At 58.0% G+C, this 18351-nt stretch carries 13 protein-coding genes; 8 read left to right on the plus strand and 5 right to left on the minus strand.

What is annotated here, in order from left to right; all coding sequences use genetic code 11:
- Positions 1 to 4 precede the first annotated feature (4 nt).
- The 4 genes from H6973_12175 (at position 5) to H6973_12190 (ending at position 4476) form a co-directional block, all read left to right on the plus strand.
- Positions 5 to 841 (plus strand): alpha/beta hydrolase, encoded by an 837-nt coding sequence (locus H6973_12175; GenBank protein MCP5126349.1) that lies wholly within the window; start codon positions 5 to 7, stop codon positions 839 to 841.
- 30 nt (positions 842 to 871) lie between these two features.
- Positions 872 to 1933 carry a low specificity L-threonine aldolase gene (locus H6973_12180; GenBank protein ID MCP5126350.1) on the plus strand — a complete coding sequence of 354 codons (1062 nt, stop codon included), beginning with the start codon at positions 872 to 874 and terminating at the stop codon, positions 1931 to 1933.
- Positions 1934 to 1942: 9 nt separating this feature from the next.
- Positions 1943 to 2968: a UDP-N-acetylmuramate dehydrogenase gene (murB, locus tag H6973_12185; protein ID MCP5126351.1), complete on the plus strand. Its 1026-nt coding sequence runs from the start codon at positions 1943 to 1945 to the stop codon at positions 2966 to 2968.
- A 128-nt stretch (positions 2969 to 3096) separates the two neighbouring features.
- The gene (locus H6973_12190) at positions 3097 to 4476 is read left to right on the plus strand and encodes a hypothetical protein (GenBank protein MCP5126352.1); all 1380 of its coding nucleotides are present in this window, start codon (positions 3097 to 3099) and stop codon (positions 4474 to 4476) included.
- A 280-nt stretch (positions 4477 to 4756) separates the two neighbouring features.
- On the opposite strand, the gene H6973_12195 is transcribed toward H6973_12190, so the two are convergent.
- The 3 genes from H6973_12195 to H6973_12205 all read right to left on the minus strand — a co-directional run bounded on the left by H6973_12195 (position 4757) and on the right by H6973_12205 (position 10579).
- Positions 4757 to 7759 carry a protein kinase gene (locus tag H6973_12195; protein MCP5126353.1) on the minus strand — a complete coding sequence of 1001 codons (3003 nt, stop codon included), beginning with the start codon at positions 7757 to 7759 and terminating at the stop codon, positions 4757 to 4759.
- 31 nt (positions 7760 to 7790) lie between these two features.
- Positions 7791 to 8561: a uroporphyrinogen-III C-methyltransferase gene (gene cobA / locus H6973_12200; GenBank protein MCP5126354.1), complete on the minus strand. Its 771-nt coding sequence runs from the start codon at positions 8559 to 8561 to the stop codon at positions 7791 to 7793.
- A 245-nt stretch (positions 8562 to 8806) separates the two neighbouring features.
- Positions 8807 to 10579 carry an N-acetylglutaminylglutamine amidotransferase gene (locus H6973_12205; protein ID MCP5126355.1) on the minus strand — a complete coding sequence of 591 codons (1773 nt, stop codon included), beginning with the start codon at positions 10577 to 10579 and terminating at the stop codon, positions 8807 to 8809.
- Positions 10580 to 10922: 343 nt separating this feature from the next.
- On the opposite strand from H6973_12205, the gene leuC reads away from it, so the two are divergent.
- The 4 genes from leuC (at position 10923) to H6973_12225 (ending at position 15081) form a co-directional block, all read left to right on the plus strand.
- Positions 10923 to 12326 (plus strand): 3-isopropylmalate dehydratase large subunit, encoded by a 1404-nt coding sequence (gene leuC, locus H6973_12210; protein MCP5126356.1) that lies wholly within the window; start codon positions 10923 to 10925, stop codon positions 12324 to 12326.
- A 20-nt stretch (positions 12327 to 12346) separates the two neighbouring features.
- Entirely contained in the window at positions 12347 to 12985 is a 639-nt protein-coding gene (gene leuD, locus H6973_12215; GenBank protein MCP5126357.1) for a 3-isopropylmalate dehydratase small subunit, read from the plus strand.
- 23 nt (positions 12986 to 13008) lie between these two features.
- Positions 13009 to 14088: a 3-isopropylmalate dehydrogenase gene (gene leuB / locus H6973_12220; GenBank protein ID MCP5126358.1), complete on the plus strand. Its 1080-nt coding sequence runs from the start codon at positions 13009 to 13011 to the stop codon at positions 14086 to 14088.
- Positions 14089 to 14175: 87 nt separating this feature from the next.
- Positions 14176 to 15081, plus strand: coding sequence for a class I SAM-dependent methyltransferase (locus H6973_12225; GenBank protein ID MCP5126359.1), 906 nt, complete (start codon positions 14176 to 14178; stop codon positions 15079 to 15081).
- 48 nt (positions 15082 to 15129) lie between these two features.
- On the opposite strand, the gene hrcA is transcribed toward H6973_12225, so the two are convergent.
- Both hrcA and H6973_12235 read right to left on the minus strand, forming a co-directional pair.
- Positions 15130 to 16200 carry a heat-inducible transcriptional repressor HrcA gene (hrcA, locus tag H6973_12230; protein ID MCP5126360.1) on the minus strand — a complete coding sequence of 357 codons (1071 nt, stop codon included), beginning with the start codon at positions 16198 to 16200 and terminating at the stop codon, positions 15130 to 15132.
- 518 nt (positions 16201 to 16718) lie between these two features.
- The gene (locus H6973_12235; GenBank protein ID MCP5126361.1) at positions 16719 to 18350 is read right to left on the minus strand and encodes an alpha-D-glucose phosphate-specific phosphoglucomutase; all 1632 of its coding nucleotides are present in this window, start codon (positions 18348 to 18350) and stop codon (positions 16719 to 16721) included.
- Position 18351: the final 1 nt, after the last annotated feature.

Raw genomic sequence — 18351 nt, forward strand, 5'->3', positions numbered from 1 at the left:
TTTTCTGACCCGCTACACCGGTTTCCCATCCCGTCACATCGCGTCCCGGCCTGTCGATGTGTGGCGTCCACCGAATGATCCAGCCGATTCAACAATCCGTTACCCGGTCATCTACATGCACGATGGCCAGAATCTGTTCGATCCGGCGCTGTCCTTTATTGGCGTCGATTGGGGCATGGACGAGGCGATGATGCGCCTGATGTATGCGGGTCGCCAACCCGGCGCAATCATCGTGGGCATCTGGAACAGTCCGTTGCGTTTTCAGGAATATATGCCGCAGAAACCATTGATGGCGTCCGGAGGACAACGCATTCTGAACCGGTTCATCGAACAGGTGGGAGGAGCGCCACAGTCGGATAGATATTTGCAATTTTTGGTCGAGGAGCTGAAACCATTCATTGATGCCCACTACCCGACCTTGCCCGATCCCGCGCATACCTTGGTGATGGGGTCGAGCATGGGCGGCCTGATTTCACTCTATGCGCTGATCGAGTATCCCGGCGTGTTTGGGGGCGCTGGCTGCCTGTCCACCCATTGGCCGATTGGCGAGGAAACGCTGGTGGATGGACTGGGCGCCGCCTTGCCCTCGGCAGGACGGCATCGGCTGTATTTTGACTACGGCACCGAAACCCTGGATGCTGAGTATGAACCTTGGCAACAGCGGATGGATGAATGGCTACGGAAAGCGGGTTATTGGGAAGGCCGGGATTGGCTGACCCGGAGATTCGTGGGCGCGGAACATTCCGAACGAGCCTGGCGGGCGCGGGTTGATCTACCATTGCAATTTTTGGTTCTTCAAGGTTACCTGAATGAAACCGTGTGGAAAGACAATAACAAGTAAGTATTTCATTTGGAGTATTCTGTTGATCGTATGAATAAAATCCATCGACCTGTTCGCCAATTCGCGAGCGATAACTATTCCGGCATCTGTCCGGAAGCTCTGGACTACTTGCTGGAAGCGAATTCAGGCGATGCCCCAGCCTATGGCAATGATCAATGGACTCAGCGGACGGCTGATCGTTTTCGCGAACTTTTTGAAACCGATTGCGAAGTGTTCTTTGTGTTCAATGGCACCGCCGCTAATTCCCTATCGCTGGCGGCGCTCTGCCAGTCTTATCACAGCGTGATTTGCCATGAGACCGCCCACATCGAAACCGATGAATGCGGCGGGCCAGAGTTCGCTTCGAATGGCTCCAAACTGCTGCTGGCCAAAGGTGAACATGGCAAGCTCAATCCATCCGACGTAGAGCGGCTGATTACCCGCCGCTCCGACATTCACTATCCCAAACCCAAAGTCATCAGTGTCACCCAGGCCACCGAACTGGGGACGGTTTACGCCCTGGATGATCTGCGCGATCTGCGTGAACTGGCCAGGCAATATGGGTTGAAAATGCATATGGATGGCGCCCGTTTCGCTAACGCGGTGGCGACCCTGGACCAGACGCCGGCGCAAATGACCTGGCAAGCGGGTATTGATGTGCTGTGCCTGGGCGGAACCAAGAACGGGATGGCGGTTGGCGAGGCGATTCTGTTCTTTGATCAGGAACTGGCGACTGATTTCGCCTGGCGCTGCAAGCAAGCCGGACAACTGGCTTCCAAGATGCGTTTCATTGCCGCGCCCTGGCTGGGAATGCTGGAAACCGGCGCCTGGCTGCGCAACGCTCGCCGTGCCAACGACATGGCGGCCTATCTTGAGCAACGGTTGCATGAGGCAGCGGGTTTGCAACCGATGTTCCCCCGTCAGGCCAATTCCGTTTTTCTGGAATTGCCGCAGCCAGTCATTCAGACTTTGCAGGCCAAAGGTTGGCAGTTTTACACCTTTATCGGCGTAGGCGGCGTCCGGCTGATGTGTTCCTGGAATACGCCCCAGGAGGCGATCGATCAACTGGTCAGCGACCTGCAACAGGCGTTGACCTCAGCCCCAGGTTGCTGAGCGACGCTGATGTCAGCCGGTCTTTTGCAACGCAATGTGCCGCTGGATGAGCTGAACAGCTTTGGTCTCCCGGCCCGCGCAAACTGGTTCGCTGTCATCGATGCGGCGAAGCGACTAATTGAACTGATGAGCCGGCCTGAATGGGCGTCTCTGCCGCATTTTATCCTCGGTGGCGGCAGCAATCTGGTGCTCACCGGCGATTTTGCCGGACTGGTGTTGCAGGTGCGCATTGCCGGACGGGAGCTGATTGCCGAGAACACGGACGCCTGGTTCGTGCGCGCCGGGGCAGGTGAGAAATGGCATGATTTCGTCTGCTGGACATTGAAGCAAGGCTGGCCGGGGCTGGAGAATCTGGCGCTGATTCCCGGCACAGTGGGCGCGGCTCCAGTCCAGAACATCGGCGCTTACGGATTGGAGGTGGCCGAGCGGTTTCACCGCCTGGAAGCGGTGGATCTGGAAACGGGTGAAGAAGTCCTGCTTGACCGTGCGGATTGCCAGTTCGGTTACCGCGATAGCGTGTTCAAACGGGAAGCAGCGGGGCGCTACTTGATTACAGCGGTCACCTTTCGCCTGCCTAAGCGCTGGCAACCAGTGACCGGTTACGCCGACCTGACGCAGGAACTGGAAGCGCGGCAAATTGTTTCCCCAACCGCGCGACAAATCGCCGATGCCGTCATAGCCATTCGCTTGCGCAAGTTGCCAGACCCGGCGCAGATCGGCAACGCCGGCAGTTTCTTCAAGAATCCACGCGTCGAAGCGGCAACCTTCGCGTCCCTTGCGAATCGTTATCCGAATTTGCCGCACTACTCCCAACCGGACGGGACATTCAAACTGGCCGCCGGCTGGTTGATCGAGCATTGCGGCTGGAAAGGCCGTCCTCTGGGACCGGTCAGCGTTTATGAGCATCAAGCGCTGGTATTGGTCAATCATGGCGGGGCGGCTGGCGCGGATGTGTTGCGGCTGGCGCGAGCCATTCAGGCATCGGTGCAAGCGGAGTTTGGCATTCAACTTGAACCAGAGCCGGTGGTGTTGTAAAAAACCGCCCGCTTCCGAAATTCTCTAATAGACTTGTTTAACAATAATTGCGTTGAGTTTAAACGGGTTCAACGGCCACGCTCATCTGTGAATTCTGCAAAAAATCAAATTTATTTAAGGGTAAGACAATGAAATCATGGCGTAAAATACTATTCACTTTGACAGCAGCGGCGTTGCCTACTGCGGCAGTCCAGGCTGATATGACCGCAATGGAGCGCGCACACAGATTCGGACTCTCCGATATCCGGGGCATTGCCTATATTCCAGGGCCGCAGGGACCCGAGAAGCCACTGGATCCCCGATTTGGCGGGGTCTTACCTTATTTTCAGGGTGAAATACAAACATACGATCTACAGGGTAATCCTTACTATCAGCCTGGAGACCCGAATAATCCGAAAGCTAAATTAAATGCTAAATACACCATTTACTATGACTCGGATTTCTACAATGCCGATTTTCGGCAGCTATGGGGCAAAGATGCGCCAGGCGGCGTAGACCGGCAAGGTCGTGATGATCTGGGTCGATATAAAGTAGAACTCAATGCTAATTTTATCCATCTTTATGATTGGACCACGAATCGCAAACTTCGCAATCATGATCCATTTCTTACCTACGCGGATCAATTGGGTATGCATGTAACTATTCCTATATCCAATTATACCTATAAGATAATATGCGGCTCTGAATCCGGTAACTGGCAGGAGAATGTGAGGCAGGTATTTAGAGATATCTATGAGGATGACCGGATCCCTGATCCAGCTGCCGGAGTCTTAAAAATATTCAATGAATTCGATGGGAGCGAATGCCAGCGAGCTGATCTAGTGGCTCAGATTGCTCTGTATTGGAAGGATTTGGAAGACCAGCGTAATATTCCTGACAGGAATCGATTGCCAATTATTTTCCCTGTCACCTTTAGCATTAAATATGGCCTTCCTGGCGGTGCAGTCCTGGATGTGTTTAACGCAATAATCGCGGAACCAGGGTTGGGCCTGAATTTCTGGAAAGCGCGCGTTATCTATGCGACCAATCCCTTCAATGACGGCCCGTTCATGAGAAATTGGATCGAAAATGATCTGCCCGCCTGGTTCATGGGCCGTAATATTCCGACTAATACCCCGGTGATGTTCACTGAATATGGGCGGAGTTTGGATGAATCCAATCCCCCCACGGAAACCGGTCAGGCTGAATGGGTCAAAGACCAGTTCCAGTCCATGTGGCGACCCAGCAAGCCCGCATACTTCCTGGGCGCTTGCGCCTTCGTAAATGAGTACCGCTTCTGGCTCGCCGCGCCTGAACCTAACTTTGCGCTCACCGATTTCAATCGTGGGGGCGGCGCCTGGAACAAGCCCAGAGTCACGTACATCATGACCGAGAAATACCAGAATCCCAATGCGCCGATGGGGGAACGCTGGGAAGCGAAATATCAGGTTGATCCACAGAAACCGAGGCCAGCGTACTGCGAAGTGGCTCGCATCTATGGCGCTCCGTCTTCAGGTGACTGTCCATAACGTAACCGTTCAGTCCCCCCCTTTGGCAAAGGGGGGTTAGGGGGGATTTTGGCCCCGTCGCCCATGCGCAATCCCCCCCCGGCCTTCCTTTTTCAAAGGGGGGAAGTGAACGCTTACTCCATAACTGCGATGATCGGCGCGCTGGAAAAATTGTTCAATCAGCGTAACTACCTACTACCTCATGCTTCGGAGCAAGTCTAATGCATCAGTATAAAGTAAAGTATGCACTAGCGTTTTTATATAAGCTTTTGATAAAAGAAGGATGATTTTTTGGCGGTCTCTAGGAATGACTTGTCGATAGTGGGACTGGCGCCAGTTGAATTTCACTATACTGACCCGCGCGCGCCTTCTCCCATGCGGCTAATTCTTCCAGGGAAAGCTCCAGCGTCGTCATCTGCACGCGATTCCATATCACCAACCCGCTCTCGCAACCACTGGCCAGCCACCGTCCATCGGGACTGAACGCCACACTGGTGACCTGCCCGGCGCGTTCCGGCAAAATCGCCGCGCATTGCCGGTTCTCCACGCGCCACAGCCGCACGGTGCGGTCGCCACTGCCGCTCGCAAGCAACCGTCCATCGGGACTAAAGGCCACGGTGTTCACGCTGCTGGTATGCCCTGGGAACGCGGCTACACATTGCCGATTCTCCACGCGCCACAGCCGCACCGTATCATCGTCTCGCCGGCGCTCGGAAAAGCTGCCGCTGCCGCTGGCCAGCCAGCGACCATCCGCGCTGAACGCGACCGAAGTCACTCGGCCCGTGCGTCCGGGTAGCACTGCAATGCACTGTTTAAGGTCAACCCGCCACAGTCGCACCGTGCGATCGGCGCCGCCACTGGCGATCAACCGCCCATCCGGTCCAAAGGCAATCGCGCTGACCCCGCCTGCATGTCCGGCCAGCGTTGCCGCACACTGCCCACTCTCCACCCGCCACAATCGCACGGTGCGATCGCCGCTTGCGCTGGCCAACCATTGTCCATCGGGACTGAAAGCGATGGCGTTTACCATTCCGGCGTGACCACGCCAGGTCGCCAGACACGGGCCGCCCTGTATTCGCCATAACCGGATGGTGCGGTCACCAGCGCTAGCGATCAATTGCCCATTCGGACTGAACGCCACCGCGTTAACCGCGCCGCTATGCCCGGCAAAAGTTCTCACGCCGCCTCGACCCTCCATGGGCCACAACCGCACTGTGTGATCCACCCCCCCGCTGATCAGCCAGCGCCCATCCGGACTGAACGCCACCACCGTCTTGCCCGACGGGACGCCCGGCAACGCGCGACTGTCGTGTTCCCAATTCAATGGCGAAGCCGCTGGCCGTTCCCAACCATCCACGCTGACCCGCCAGTGAAAAGGGCGCGTCAGGTCTTGTTCCAGCACCTGGGCGTCTGCATAGCGCGGCGTAGCGACCCGGGATTGCCATTGCCGCAATACCGGGCAGGCGGCGCTGTTCACGGCGATTTGTTCCGACAAGGCGTAGTAACTGCGCAAGACCTCGGCCAACGCTTGCGCATCCTGCCGCAAGGCGTCTAAAGCCTGTTGCACGGCTTGGAGGCTGTCATAAACTCCATCGCGGAGATTCTGATCAAACCCGTCCAGGGCGTTCCGGAAATCCGGGCTGCGATGCAGGATCGCAAACTCCTCCAACAAAGCTTCCAGGCGAGGCGCCGTGTAGCGCTGAATTTCCTCCATCAGCGGCAGCCAGCGCAGCACGACTTTCAACGCCAGCGCCACGCTGCTTTGCGTCGAGGCGTCCAGCAGGGCCGTCAACCAGGCGGGGGGTTGCTGTACCCGGCGCGCCAGACGATCGACTTCTCGCTGAATCTGCTCCTGAAACGCAGGCGACACGGTAGCCAACAGCAATTCGGCCAGAACTACCGCCCAATCCGGATGCACCTTGGCTGGCATACCGTAGGTCACCGCTATTTGCCAGGTTCTTTCATATTCCACGGCCATTGCCCGCCAAGCGGATTGCAGCCACTGGCATTCTGCATTGCCCGCCGCCGCGTAAATACCCAGAATATCCGGCGGAACCCGGTCCAGTTCCAGGAATAGCGCCTGGCTGGCGGCATCGCCCTCCAGCACCGCTTGCGCGGTCGCCGCCAGATCGTTCGCCGCCAGGCTCCATTGCTTCCACACCGGCGGCAGATCCGGCGCCAGATGCGCCAACAACCGGGCCAGACGCTCATCGGCATCCATGTCGCGGACCTCCAGCACCTCTAGCGCGGCCTTGGGCGCTTCCTGTTCGCCCAGATCATGGCGTAGCCAGTCACCGATGGCGCCGCGCAGCAGATCCTCGCGGGCCTCCTCCCAGTGCCGCGCCATTTGCGCCGCCAGTTCGCGGGCGCTGCGGCATTCAACGCCAACCGCTAAACGATAAAACCGGCGGGGACGGAAAGTAACCGCTTCCGGTTGGGCCGTATCGATGGGTGACGCTAATCGATCATCACCGGCCCGCCAGCGACGAATCTCCGGGGCGCCCCAACGTTGCTCTGGATCGCGCAGCAGCAGTCCCCGGCACAAGGTGCGCCACGGTTCAGCCAAGTCTTGAACCGGCGCGGGACGCACCTGCAATTGGTAGCGAATCACCATTGCCGACAGGTCGGCAAAAGGATGGCGACCGGTCAGCGCTTCCAGCAGAATCATGCCCAACGACCAGTAATCCGCGGCGATGCCCACCGTTCCAGACATCATTTCCGGCGCGCCATAACGCATGGCGTCGGGAGGTGCGGTCAATCCGGGCATAGCGTCCGCCAGCGCGGCGACGCCAAAGCCGGTCAACGCCAGTTGCAAGGGCTGTCGGCGGCGCACCAGCACGTTTTCCGGCTTCAAATTCCGGTGCGGGATATTGTGCTCATGCAGTTCCTTCAGCGCCGCGCCCAACTCGGCCAGAATCTCCCAGGCATCCACCTCGGCCAGTGGTCCTGCCGCCATCCAGTCGCGCAGGGAACCCTGTTCGGCATATTCAAAGAGTTCATAGCCGATTCCGTCCGCCTGGCCGTATTCCAGCAGTTGCGCGACATAACGCGGCGCTTGAGTGCTGATCCACTGCAACACCTCGCTTTTGGGCTGGATGCCGGAACGATAGAGTTTGGCCACGGCCCGTTGCCCTGGTTGCGACCGGGATTCCACCAGTACTAAATCTGCCTCTGCGCTCCGGGCGGCCAAATCCCGCATCACCTGGTAACGATCCGCTAAAGCGCGCGGTAGCGCGAAGGAGTTAGCGCGCTCAGGAAAGGCAATGAGCGTGGAGAGTCGCTGCGTGGATAACTTTTGGGGCATGACTGAGTTTCTCGTTCAGCAGGGACAGGGGCTATGCAGGGCGATCCGGCTGAAACCACATCAATTGCGGATGTAATCTTACCACGTTACCTACGATCAAGAGCGCCGGCGAGCGTGCGCCAGCGCTTTCCAGTTGCCGAGGCAATTCGCCGATCGTGCCGACATGGACCCGCTGCCCGACCAGGGTGCCCTGCTCCACCAGCGCCGCTGGCATATCCGCCGCCATGCCATGTTCGCGCAACCGCTCGCAAATATGCCCGACGCTCTTCAGCCCCATGTAAAACACGACCGTCTGCCTCGGCTGTACTAGCACCGGCCAGTTCAAATCCAGCATGCCTTCCTTGAGATGGCCGGTTACAAATACACAGCTTTGCGCGTAATCGCGATGGGTCAGCGGAATGCCGGCGTAAGCGGCGCAACCGGCGGCGGCGGTTACGCCTGGCGCCACCTGAAACGGAATACCCGCCGCCATCAGCGTTTGAATCTCTTCGCCGCCCCGGCCAAAGATGAAGGGATCGCCGCCTTTCAGGCGCAACACTTTTTTACCTTCGAGGGCTAGATTAACCAGCAAGCGGTTGATGTCTTGCTGGGGCAGGGTGTGATGATCTGGAGCTTTGCCAACGAAAATTCGCTCAACCCGGGACTCCAGCAATTCCAGGATTTCTGGACCGATCAGCCGGTCATAAACCGCCACGTCGGACTGCTTCATCAGGCGCAACGCCTTCAGCGTCAATAATTCCGGATCACCGGGACCGGCGCCGACCAAGTACACCTCGCCCACCGTCTGGAGTGGTTCTATCATGGATTTACTTCGGTGATTAATAGAATTGTCATTTTAGCGCCAGGAACCGCTCGCGGGGAATGACGCGCGGCGTCAGCCACGGACATTCGGCTTACCCTTAGTTAATGAGAACTTGCCTGGCGGCGATTGTGAGCGCGTCAGTCAAGGGCGCACCGAGGTTGTCACTGAATCGGGCGGACAAACCGTGTGCCCAGGCTGCCGCCATGGCGCACTTGAAGAAAGCCCCTTGAGTGATAACGATCAGGTCAGAGAGAGTGGATTTGCAGCCACAATTCCAGAAGCGCCACTTGCCAAAGTTTAGAGCCGCGCAAGGGGGTGATGTGTTCCGCGGGGGCGCTGAGCAGGGTTTGCACATATTCTGGGCGGAACAGACCGCGCTCGCGGGCGCGCTGATGGGTGAGCGCATCGCGCACCATGTCCAGCACCGGCCCCTCCAGGTATTTGAGAATGGGCACCGGGAAATAGCCTTTGGGGCGATCGATCACCTCACGCGGCACGATGCGGCGGGCAATGGATTTAAGCACCGCCTTGCCGTCATCGCCCAGTTTGTCCTCAGGCGGCAACCGTCCGGCCAGTTCCACCAGTTCGTGATCGAGGAACGGCACTCGCGCTTCCAAACCCCAGGCCATGGTCATGTTGTCCACGCGCTTGACCGGATCGTCAACCAGCATCACGGTGGTGTCGAGGTGCAGAGCCTTATCCAGCGGGGTCGGCGCATCCACCTCGGCAAAGTGGGCGCGCAAGTAGTCAAGACTGAAATCGTCGCTGGCGAAAGTCGAATCGACGACCTTCAGATATTCGGCGTGATCGCGGTCGAAGAACACCCGGGCATAATCGGCGACGGCGTCCTGGCTTTCCGCCAGGTGGGGATACCAGTGGTAGCCAGCGAAGACTTCATCAGCGCCCTGCCCGCTTTGCACGACCTTGACGTGTTTGGAGACTTCCTGAGAGAGCAGGTAGAACGCAACATTGTCGTAGCTCACCATCGGTTCGGCCATGGCCTGAATAACTTTCGGCAAGGCGTCGAGCAGGTTAGACGTGGGGATATGGATGCGATGGTGGCGGGTCCCGAAGTATTCGGCCACCTGGTCCGAGTAGACGAATTCGTTACCCACTTCGCCGCCGGCGTCTTCAAAACCGATGGAGAATGTCTGTAAGTCGTGTTGACCCAGTTCCGAGAGCAAGGCAACGACCAGACTGGAGTCGACCCCACCGGAGAGCAGGACGCCAACCGGCACGTCGGCAACCATGCGTCGGGACACTGCTTTGCGCAAAGCATCCGCGATTTGTTCTTCGCGCTCGGCGGCGCTCAAGCGGGCCGACTCCGGATCAGTGCGGACTGACAGTCGCCAGTAGGTGTAGTCGGTGCGGGTTCCGTCCGCGGTGAAACGGGTGACAGTCGCCGGCGGCAGTTTTTGTACGCCTTGCAGAATGGTATGCGGGGGCGGCACAACGGCGTGCCAACTCAGGTAGTGATGCAGGGCCACAGGATTGATGCGCGTATCGATCTGCCCACCCGCCAGCAGGGCCGGGAGCGAGGAAGCGAAGCGCAGGCCGCCGGTCACCGGAGCCAGGTACAGCGGTTTGATGCCGAAGCGGTCGCGGGCCAGGGTCAGACAGCCGCTATCCCGCTCCCACAGAGCGAAAGCGAACATGCCGTGCAGGCGGTTGACGCACGCGCGGCCCCAAGCGTGGAAAGCTTTGAGGACGACTTCGGTGTCGCCGTGAGAGAAGAAACGGTAGCCCTGCGCTTCCAGCTCCTGGCGCAGTTCCTGGTAGTTGTAGATGCAGCCGTTGAAGACCAGGGTCAGGCCCAGATCGGGGTCGGTCATCGGTTGTTGCGCATGTTCCGACAGGTCGATGATGCGCAGGCGGCGGTGAGCCAGGGCGACCTGGCCCTGTTGGAAAGCGCCCGCGGCATCCGGGCCGCGGGGTCGCAGCACCTCACCCATGCGGGCTACGGCGCTGATGTCGGCGTCTTGAAGGTCAAATCGGGCTTCGCCGGCGAATCCGCACATTAGGGGGTCCTTTGTCGGTGATGGCAAGGGGGCGAGGCGAGTTTAAAAAAGTCTCATACAACGGCGCAGGAGTCAAATGAGCGAAATGGCGCTACGCTGGATAACATGGCCTGCAAGGATGGGTCGTCGATTTTTTTTACACAGACCGAATTGCGACTCGTAGCCTGGATGCTGTAGGTCGGTCAAAAGCGTAGCGTTGCCCGACAGGAATACCGAATTGTCGGACACGTCCCGTGTTCAACCTACGGATTGCTGCGCTAACTCCACAACCGGGATTCAGTTAGAATAACATTCCGACAAACCCATCTCTTCGAGAATTTCGCGACTGGCAAGAGGATTCATCATGGCGGGCAAGACCCTTTACGACAAGCTTTGGGATGCTCATGTCGTATACACCGACACGAATGGGACGGCGTTGCTCTATATCGACCGTCATCTGGTGCATGAAGTCACCTCGCCCCAAGCCTTCGGCGGTTTGCAGCTAGCGGGTCGTCAGCCGTGGCGGCGGGATTCCATGGTCGCCATGCCTGATCACAACACGCCAACCACCCCTGGCTTTACCGAGATCGACGATCCGGTGTCCCGCCTACAGGTCGAGACGCTGGATGATAACGCTCGCCGCTACGATCTGCGCTATTTCCCGATCGGCGATATGCGCCGAGGCATCGTGCATGTTGTCGGGCCGGAACAGGGCGCAACGCTGCCCGGTATGACAGTAGTCTGCGGCGACTCGCACACCTCGACCCATGGCGCGTTTGCCGCCCTGGCGTTCGGCATTGGCACCTCCGAGGTCGAGCATGTCATGGCGACCCAATGCCTGATCCAGAAAAAATCCAAAGCCATGCAGGTGCGCGTGGAGGGTGAAATCGGCGAGGGCGTGACCGCTAAGGATATGGTGCTGGCGATCATTGGCCAGATTGGCGCCGCTGGCGGCGCAGGTTACGCCATTGAGTTTGTCGGCGACGCAATCCGGGCATTAAGTATGGAAGGACGCATGACTGTCTGCAACATGGCGATTGAGGCTGGCGCTCGATCAGGCATGATCGCTGTAGACGAAACTACGATTGAATATCTCCAGAATCGGGCGTTCGCGCCAGCGGGTGACTTATGGCTGCGCGCCGTGGCGGCCTGGCAAGAATTGCACAGCGACCCGGATGCGGTCTTCGACCGGGTGGCGACCCTGGACGCAGCGACCATCAAGCCGCAGGTGACTTGGGGTACTTCGCCGGAAATGGTGGCGGCGGTGGATGAATGCATTCCCGATCCGGCCCGCGAACTGGACCCAGTCAAACGCAGCGGCATGGAGAAAGCGTTACAGTACATGGGTCTGGAGCCAAATACTCCCATTACGGACATCGCGTTGGACCGGGTGTTTATCGGTTCCTGCACCAATGGCCGTATCGAGGATTTGCGAGCTGCAGCGGCGGTGATTCAGGGTCGCACGGTGGCGTCGAGTCTCAAGCAAGCGTTGGTTGTGCCAGGGTCCGGCTTGGTCAAGCACCAGGCTGAAACCGAGGGCCTGGATCGCGTGTTCAAACAAGCCGGTTTTGAATGGCGCGAGCCGGGTTGTTCAATGTGCCTGGCGATGAACGCCGACCGTTTGTTGCCCGGCGAGCATTGCGCAGCAACCTCGAATCGCAATTTCGAGGGGCGGCAGGGACAGGGCGGGCGGACGCATCTAGTCAGCCCGGCGATGGCGGCGGCGGCGGCGATTGTCGGCCATTTCGTCGACGTGCGGACGTTTTGAGATTCCAAGGAGTTTGTTCAATGAAAGTCTTTAACCAGCTCAAGGGTCTGGTGGCCCCTGTCGACCGCGCTAACGTTGATACCGACGCCATTATTCCCAAGCAGTTTTTGAAATCCATCAAGCGCACCGGCTTTGGCGGCAACCTGTTTGACGAGTGGCGTTATCTGGATCACGGCGAACCGGGCATGGACTGTGCGAAGCGACCGCTCAATCCCGACTTCAGCCTGAACCAGCCCCGCTACGAGGGCGCAAGCATTCTGTTGGCGCGAGAGAATTTCGGTTGTGGCTCCTCGCGGGAACACGCGGTATGGGCGTTGGATGAGTACGGCATCCGCTGCGTGATTGCGCCGAGCTTCGCCGATATTTTCTTTACCAACTGCTTCAAGTCCGGTTTGCTGCCGGTGGTGCTGGATACGCATACGGTAGATCGGTTATTCCGCGAGGTTGAAGCAACATCGGGGTACCGATTAGTGGTGGATTTGCATGCGCAGACGGTCACAACGTCAGGTGGCGCCGTCTTTCGCTTCGATGTCGATGAGTTCCGCAAACAATGCCTGATCAATGGCTGGGACGACATTGGCCTGACCCTGCGCCACGCCGATGAGATTCGCGCCTACGAGATTCGCCGGCGCGAGGAAGCTCCCTGGCTCTTTGCTTGACAGCCTCAAATCCGGAAACGGTCATGACTCATAAGATATTAATCCTCCCCGGCGATGGGATTGGTCCTGAAATTATTGCCGAGGCGGCGAAAGTGCTGGAGTGTCTGCGCCAGGAATGCGGCTTAGACGCGACGCTGGAATACGGTCTGCTGGGCGGTTGCGCGGTCGATGAACTGGGCGACCCGTATCCCGAGGTCACCCGCCGCCAGGCTCGGAATGCCGCCGCCATTTTGCTCGGCGCGGTCGGTGGCCCGAAGTGGGAGCAAATTGACCGGCCCTTGCGCCCGGAACGCGGTCTGCTGGCGATTCGCGCCGATCTGCAATTGTTCGCCAATCTGCGCCCGGCGTTGCTCTACCCGCAATTGGCCTCGGCTTCGGCGCTGAAATCCGAGATCGTCGCTGGCCTGGATCTTCTGATTGTCCGTGAACTGAATGGCGGTATTTATTTCGGCCAGCCGCGCGGCGTTCGCACCTTGGAAAGCGGTGAACGGGAAGGGTTTAACACTATGACGTATCGGGAATCCGAGGTCGAACGGATTGCCCAGATTGCGTTTGAAGCCGCTCGCAAGCGCCAGCGCAAGGTCTGTTCGGTGGATAAGGCCAATGTGCTGGAAACTTCGGAGTTATGGCGGGAGGTCGTGATCCGGGTGGCGAAGGACTATCCCGATGTTGCTCTGTCTCATCAATATGTGGATAACGCCGCCATGCAACTGGTGCGCGCGCCGAAACAGTTTGACGTGATCGTTACCGGAAACCTGTTTGGCGATATTCTTTCCGATTGCGCCGCCATGTTGACCGGCTCAATTGGCATGTTGCCCTCGGCTTCGCTGGATGCGCATGGGAAAGGCTTGTATGAGCCGATTCATGGTTCTGCGCCAGACATCGCTGGCAGGGGCATGGCTAACCCATTGGCAACGATTTTATCCGCGGCGATGTTGTTGCGCTATAGCTTGAATCAGCCACAACTGGCTGAGCGGATTGAGAGCGCCGTGGGCCGGGTATTGGACCAGGGTTTGCGCACCCTGGACATTACGGCAACCGGAATGACGGCGGTGGGCACCCAGGCGATGGGCGATGCGGTGGTGGCGGCGTTGCTGGAGTAGGTATCAGGCGTCAAGGTTTTATGTATCCCGAACGAGAATCAACAGTTTGATGAGTTGTTGTAGAGTATTCAGGGCATGGGGCGTCACATGCATGGAGAGACCGTTGAGGGTATTAGGGTCCAAGAGTGCAAAATAAGCAGTTTTTCCGCGAAATGGCTGGCGCTGCGTGAACCAGTAGATACAGCGTCGCGTAATGCAGAGTTGACGGCCCGGTTGCTTGAATGGCGAGAGCGGTTGGATACGCTTGCAGTGCTGGATCTGGCCAGTGGAACCGGCGCTAATTTCCGCTTTCTCGCGCCTTTACTGGGCGGCGAACAATACTGGCGGCTGATTGATCATGATCCAGCGCTATTAGCTCAGGGCAATAGCGGTTCATCAAATGCTTTCTGGCAAGTTGAGCGACAGTGCCTGAATTTGGCTGATTGGGAGTCGTTGGATTTTCAGAGCGTGCAATTGGTAACCGCTTCCGCGCTGATTGATCTGGTCTCGGCAGACTGGCTGGATCAATTGGCTCAGCATTGCCGGGCCGCTCAGGCGGTGGTGTTCATTGTACTCAGCTATGACGGAACCATTGTTTGGGAACCTGCGCTGGCAGGTGATGAGAGAGTCCGTGAATGGATCAATCACCACCAGCGCACTGATAAAGGCTTTGGCCCGGCGCTGGGGCCGTGGGCCGCTCCCGAATTTGGGAAGATGCTGGAACGCCTGGATTATCAAGTCGAGTTACGTCCCAGTCCCTGGCGGTTGGAGCCTGAGCAAATAACGCTACAGGCGACGCTATTGGAGGGCTGGATTACCGTAGTCCGTGAGATCGCGCCTGATGCAACGGATTGGCTGGATCAATGGGCGGCGCAGCGGTGCGATTTGATCGAATCGGGTAATTCGCGGTTGACGGTAGGACATTGGGACTTGCTGGCTTTGAAGAGTAGGGAGGCGGATCTTACCACCTATCAGTTCCTCATCGCGGACAGATCGATAGCTTGCAGCTCGTAACTCGTAGCCTGGATGGAGCGAAGCGGAATCCAGGATGCCCCTGGCCCATCAAGCATGGTCGTTCAGCGCCGCCGCCAGCAATCGCGCAGTCACGTCGACCACTGGAATTACCCGATCGTAAGCCATCCGCGTCGGGCCGATGACGCCGAGTACGCCCAGCACCTGTCCTTCTACGCTGTACGGGGCGGTGACCACACTGCAACCTTCCAACACCTCGAAACCGGATTCTTCGCCAACGAAGATTTGCACGCCTTCGGCATGCAGACACTGGTCGAACAGGTGCAATAAATCACGTTTGTGATTAAACGCTTCAAACAACTGCCGCAGCTTGTCGAGATCGGACAGGTCCGCGTATTGCATCAAATGGGTCTGGCCGGCCACCACATAATCCTCGCCATCTGGCGCTGTCTCAAAGGTTTGTTCCGCCATTTCCATGACGGTCTGCATCAGGCGGTCGAGGCTGTCACGGGCCTCGCGCAGTTCCCCCAGCAAGACTTCCCGCACCTGCTGAATCTCCTGGCCGGCAAACTGGGCGTTCAAATAGTTCGCCGCCTGTTGCAGCTCCCCGGCGCTATAGGGCCGGCGCGTCTGGATGATACGGTTCTGCACCTCCTGGGTATTGAGCACCAGGATCGCCAGCACCCTGGTTTCGGACAGCGGCAAAAACTCTACGTGGCGCAGGGTGACTACATTACGGCGGGGCAGCATGACAATTCCAGCTAACCGGGTGACCCCGGACAGCAGATTTGAAACGGATCGCGCTAGATCAGCGCTGCTTTGCACCGGTTGACCGATGTGACGGCGCAGGATTTCCACTTCCTGATGATCCAGAGGCCGCAGGCGCAGCAACGCATCAATGAAGAACCGGTAACCCCGGGCAGTGGGCACGCGACCGGCAGAAGTATGCGGGGCGCGCAGGTAGCCCAGATCTTCCAGATCCGCCATCACATTACGCACGGTGGCTGGACTCAAATCCAGGCCGGCATCGCGCGCTAGCGTCCGCGATCCAACCGGCTGACCGTCGCGAATGTAGCGCTCAACCAGCGCCCTCAACAAATGTTGGGTGCGTTCGTTGAGAGCCAGTTGATTTGTCGCCGGCGCGGATTCGGTGCTTTGCATGACTGGTCCTGTGTTCAGTACGCTCCAAGAGGTGTTTTAGGCAGCCTCCAACGAGCTAAGCAAACGTCTTACGTTCGTCTTTATTAAGTAGTATGTGTTTGGTTCAAACAGGTTGTAATAGCTTCCTTAAAGTCTTTGAAGTTTCCATAATAACGCGATGTTCGATTTTTCAGGCGATTAGTCCCTCAAACTGCAGGTCTAAGCGACCGATTTGCCAGTTCATGAAAAAACCGTTCAGTTCCCCCTTTAGCAAAGGGGGATCAGGGAGATTTTAGAGTCGTCGCCCGTGCACAATCCCCTCCCTTTTTCAAAGGAGGGAGGTGAACGCTTACTATGAAAATACCCAAGGTATCTTTATAGATGATGATTGACAACATTACTGAGTGCGCCCGCTTTTGGCTCATTGGGGGAGCGGGGCGGACCATTCCATTAGTCTCTTAGAAACGAGGGGGATTCGGGGGATTGACTTCCCCCTTTGCTATTATCTAATCCGCCCTACGGACATTTCTAATCGCTAGTCAGGTGATCACCGTTGGCTCGTTCCGCCCAGTGCGCTCACGAATGCCAGCGAGACTGTTGGCAATATTGATCAACTCCGCCAGCGCCTGTTGGGTGTCCAGCTCATGCTTGGCGGGATCAGGTTCATAAGCCTCAATGTAAACCCGCAGTGTGGCCCCTTCAGTGCCGGTGCCGGACAGGCGGTAAACAATCCGCGATCCATCCTTAAAACCGATCCGGATGCCCTGCTTTTCGCTGACGCTCTCGTCAATCGGATCAACGTAACGGAAATCGTCGGCGTAATCGACAGTATAGGAGCCGAGTTGCTGACCGGGCAAAGTTGCGCTCGCGGCGCGCAAAGCATCGACCAGGCCGTTGGCGGCGGCGCTGTCTACGGCTTCGTAGTCATGGCGGGTGTAGTAGTTGCGCCCATAGGTCCGCCAGTGTTCGCACACGATCTCGGCCACTGACTGCTGGCGCTCGGCCAGAATGTTGAGCCAGAACAAGACCGCCCACAGGCCATCTTTCTCGCGCACATGGTCGGAGCCGGTGCCAAAGCTCTCCTCGCCGCACAGCGTAATCTTGCCAGCGTCGAGCAGATTGCCGAAGAATTTCCAGCCAGTTGGCGTTTCGTAGCAGTTCAATCCCAGTTTGGCAGCGACCCGATCGGCGGCCTGACTGGTGGGCATGGAACGGGCGACGCCACTGAGATGAGCGCGATAGCCGGGAGCCAATGTCGCATTCGCCAGGATCACCGCCAGACTGTCGCTGGGCGTAACGAAGAAATGCCGGCCCAGGACCATGTTACGGTCGCCATCGCCATCCGAGGCTGCGCCAAAGTCTGGCGCATCCGGCCCAAACAGGTAATCAGCCAGTTCCTTGGCGTACACCAGATTGGGATCGGGATGGCCATGACCGAAGTCTTCCAGCGGTATGCCGTTGATCACGGTCCCTGCTGGAGCGCCCAAACGGTTCTCGATGATCTCGCGGGCGTAGGGACCGGTTACGGCATGCATGGCGTCGAAGCGCATCCGGAAACCGGACTGGAACAGGGCGCGGATTTTGTCGAAATCGAACAAATTTTCCATCAAATCCGCATAGTCGCTGACGGAATCCACGATATCCACTTGCATGTCGCCGACAAAGGTTGTGCCAATCTTGTCCAAGTCAATATCGGGGGTGCCCAGGATATGATAGCGATTAATATGCAGGCTGGCGGTGTAGATGGCTTCGGTCACCTTTTCCGGTGCAGGTCCACCATTTGGAGTGTTGAATTTAATGCCGAAATCCTCGTCCGGCCCTCCCGGATTATGGCTGGCGGACAGGATCAGTCCACCCCGGGCGTTGTGCTTGCGGATCATATGAGAAACCGCCGGGGTCGAGAAAATGCCGCCTTGACCCAGCAGCACCCGGGCGCAACCATTCGCAGCGGCGATGCGCAGGATAATCTGGATCGCTTGCCGGTTATAGTAGCGGCCATCTCCGCCAACGACCAGTGGCGCTTCTTCTAGCTCGCGCTGGGTGTCGAAAACACACTGCACGAAATTTTCCAGATAATTCGGTTTCTGGAAAACCTTAACTTTCTTGCGCAGTCCCGAGGTGCCGGGCTTTTGATCTTTGAAGGGCTGGGTGACGATGGTTTCGACGCTCATG

Source organism: Gammaproteobacteria bacterium (assembly GCA_024235095.1).
Lineage (GTDB): Bacteria > Pseudomonadota > Gammaproteobacteria > Competibacterales > Competibacteraceae > UBA2383.

Bases quoted from the DNA above. Each gene is read 5' to 3' on its own strand.
- H6973_12180 (MCP5126350.1), top strand. From the start codon at position 872: ATGAATAAAATCCATCGACCTGTTCGCCAATTCGCGAGCGATAACTAT.
- murB (MCP5126351.1), top strand. From the start codon at position 1,943: ATGTCAGCCGGTCTTTTGCAACGCAATGTGCCGCTGGATGAGCTGAAC.
- H6973_12190 (MCP5126352.1), top strand. From the start codon at position 3,097: ATGAAATCATGGCGTAAAATACTATTCACTTTGACAGCAGCGGCGTTG.
- H6973_12195 (MCP5126353.1), bottom strand. From the start codon at position 7,759: ATGCCCCAAAAGTTATCCACGCAGCGACTCTCCACGCTCATTGCCTTT.
- cobA (MCP5126354.1), bottom strand. From the start codon at position 8,561: ATGATAGAACCACTCCAGACGGTGGGCGAGGTGTACTTGGTCGGCGCC.
- H6973_12205 (MCP5126355.1), bottom strand. From the start codon at position 10,579: ATGTGCGGATTCGCCGGCGAAGCCCGATTTGACCTTCAAGACGCCGAC.
- leuC (MCP5126356.1), top strand. From the start codon at position 10,923: ATGGCGGGCAAGACCCTTTACGACAAGCTTTGGGATGCTCATGTCGTA.
- leuD (MCP5126357.1), top strand. From the start codon at position 12,347: ATGAAAGTCTTTAACCAGCTCAAGGGTCTGGTGGCCCCTGTCGACCGC.
- leuB (MCP5126358.1), top strand. From the start codon at position 13,009: ATGACTCATAAGATATTAATCCTCCCCGGCGATGGGATTGGTCCTGAA.
- H6973_12225 (MCP5126359.1), top strand. From the start codon at position 14,176: ATGCATGGAGAGACCGTTGAGGGTATTAGGGTCCAAGAGTGCAAAATA.
- hrcA (MCP5126360.1), bottom strand. From the start codon at position 16,200: ATGCAAAGCACCGAATCCGCGCCGGCGACAAATCAACTGGCTCTCAAC.
- H6973_12235 (MCP5126361.1), bottom strand. From the start codon at position 18,350: ATGAGCGTCGAAACCATCGTCACCCAGCCCTTCAAAGATCAAAAGCCC.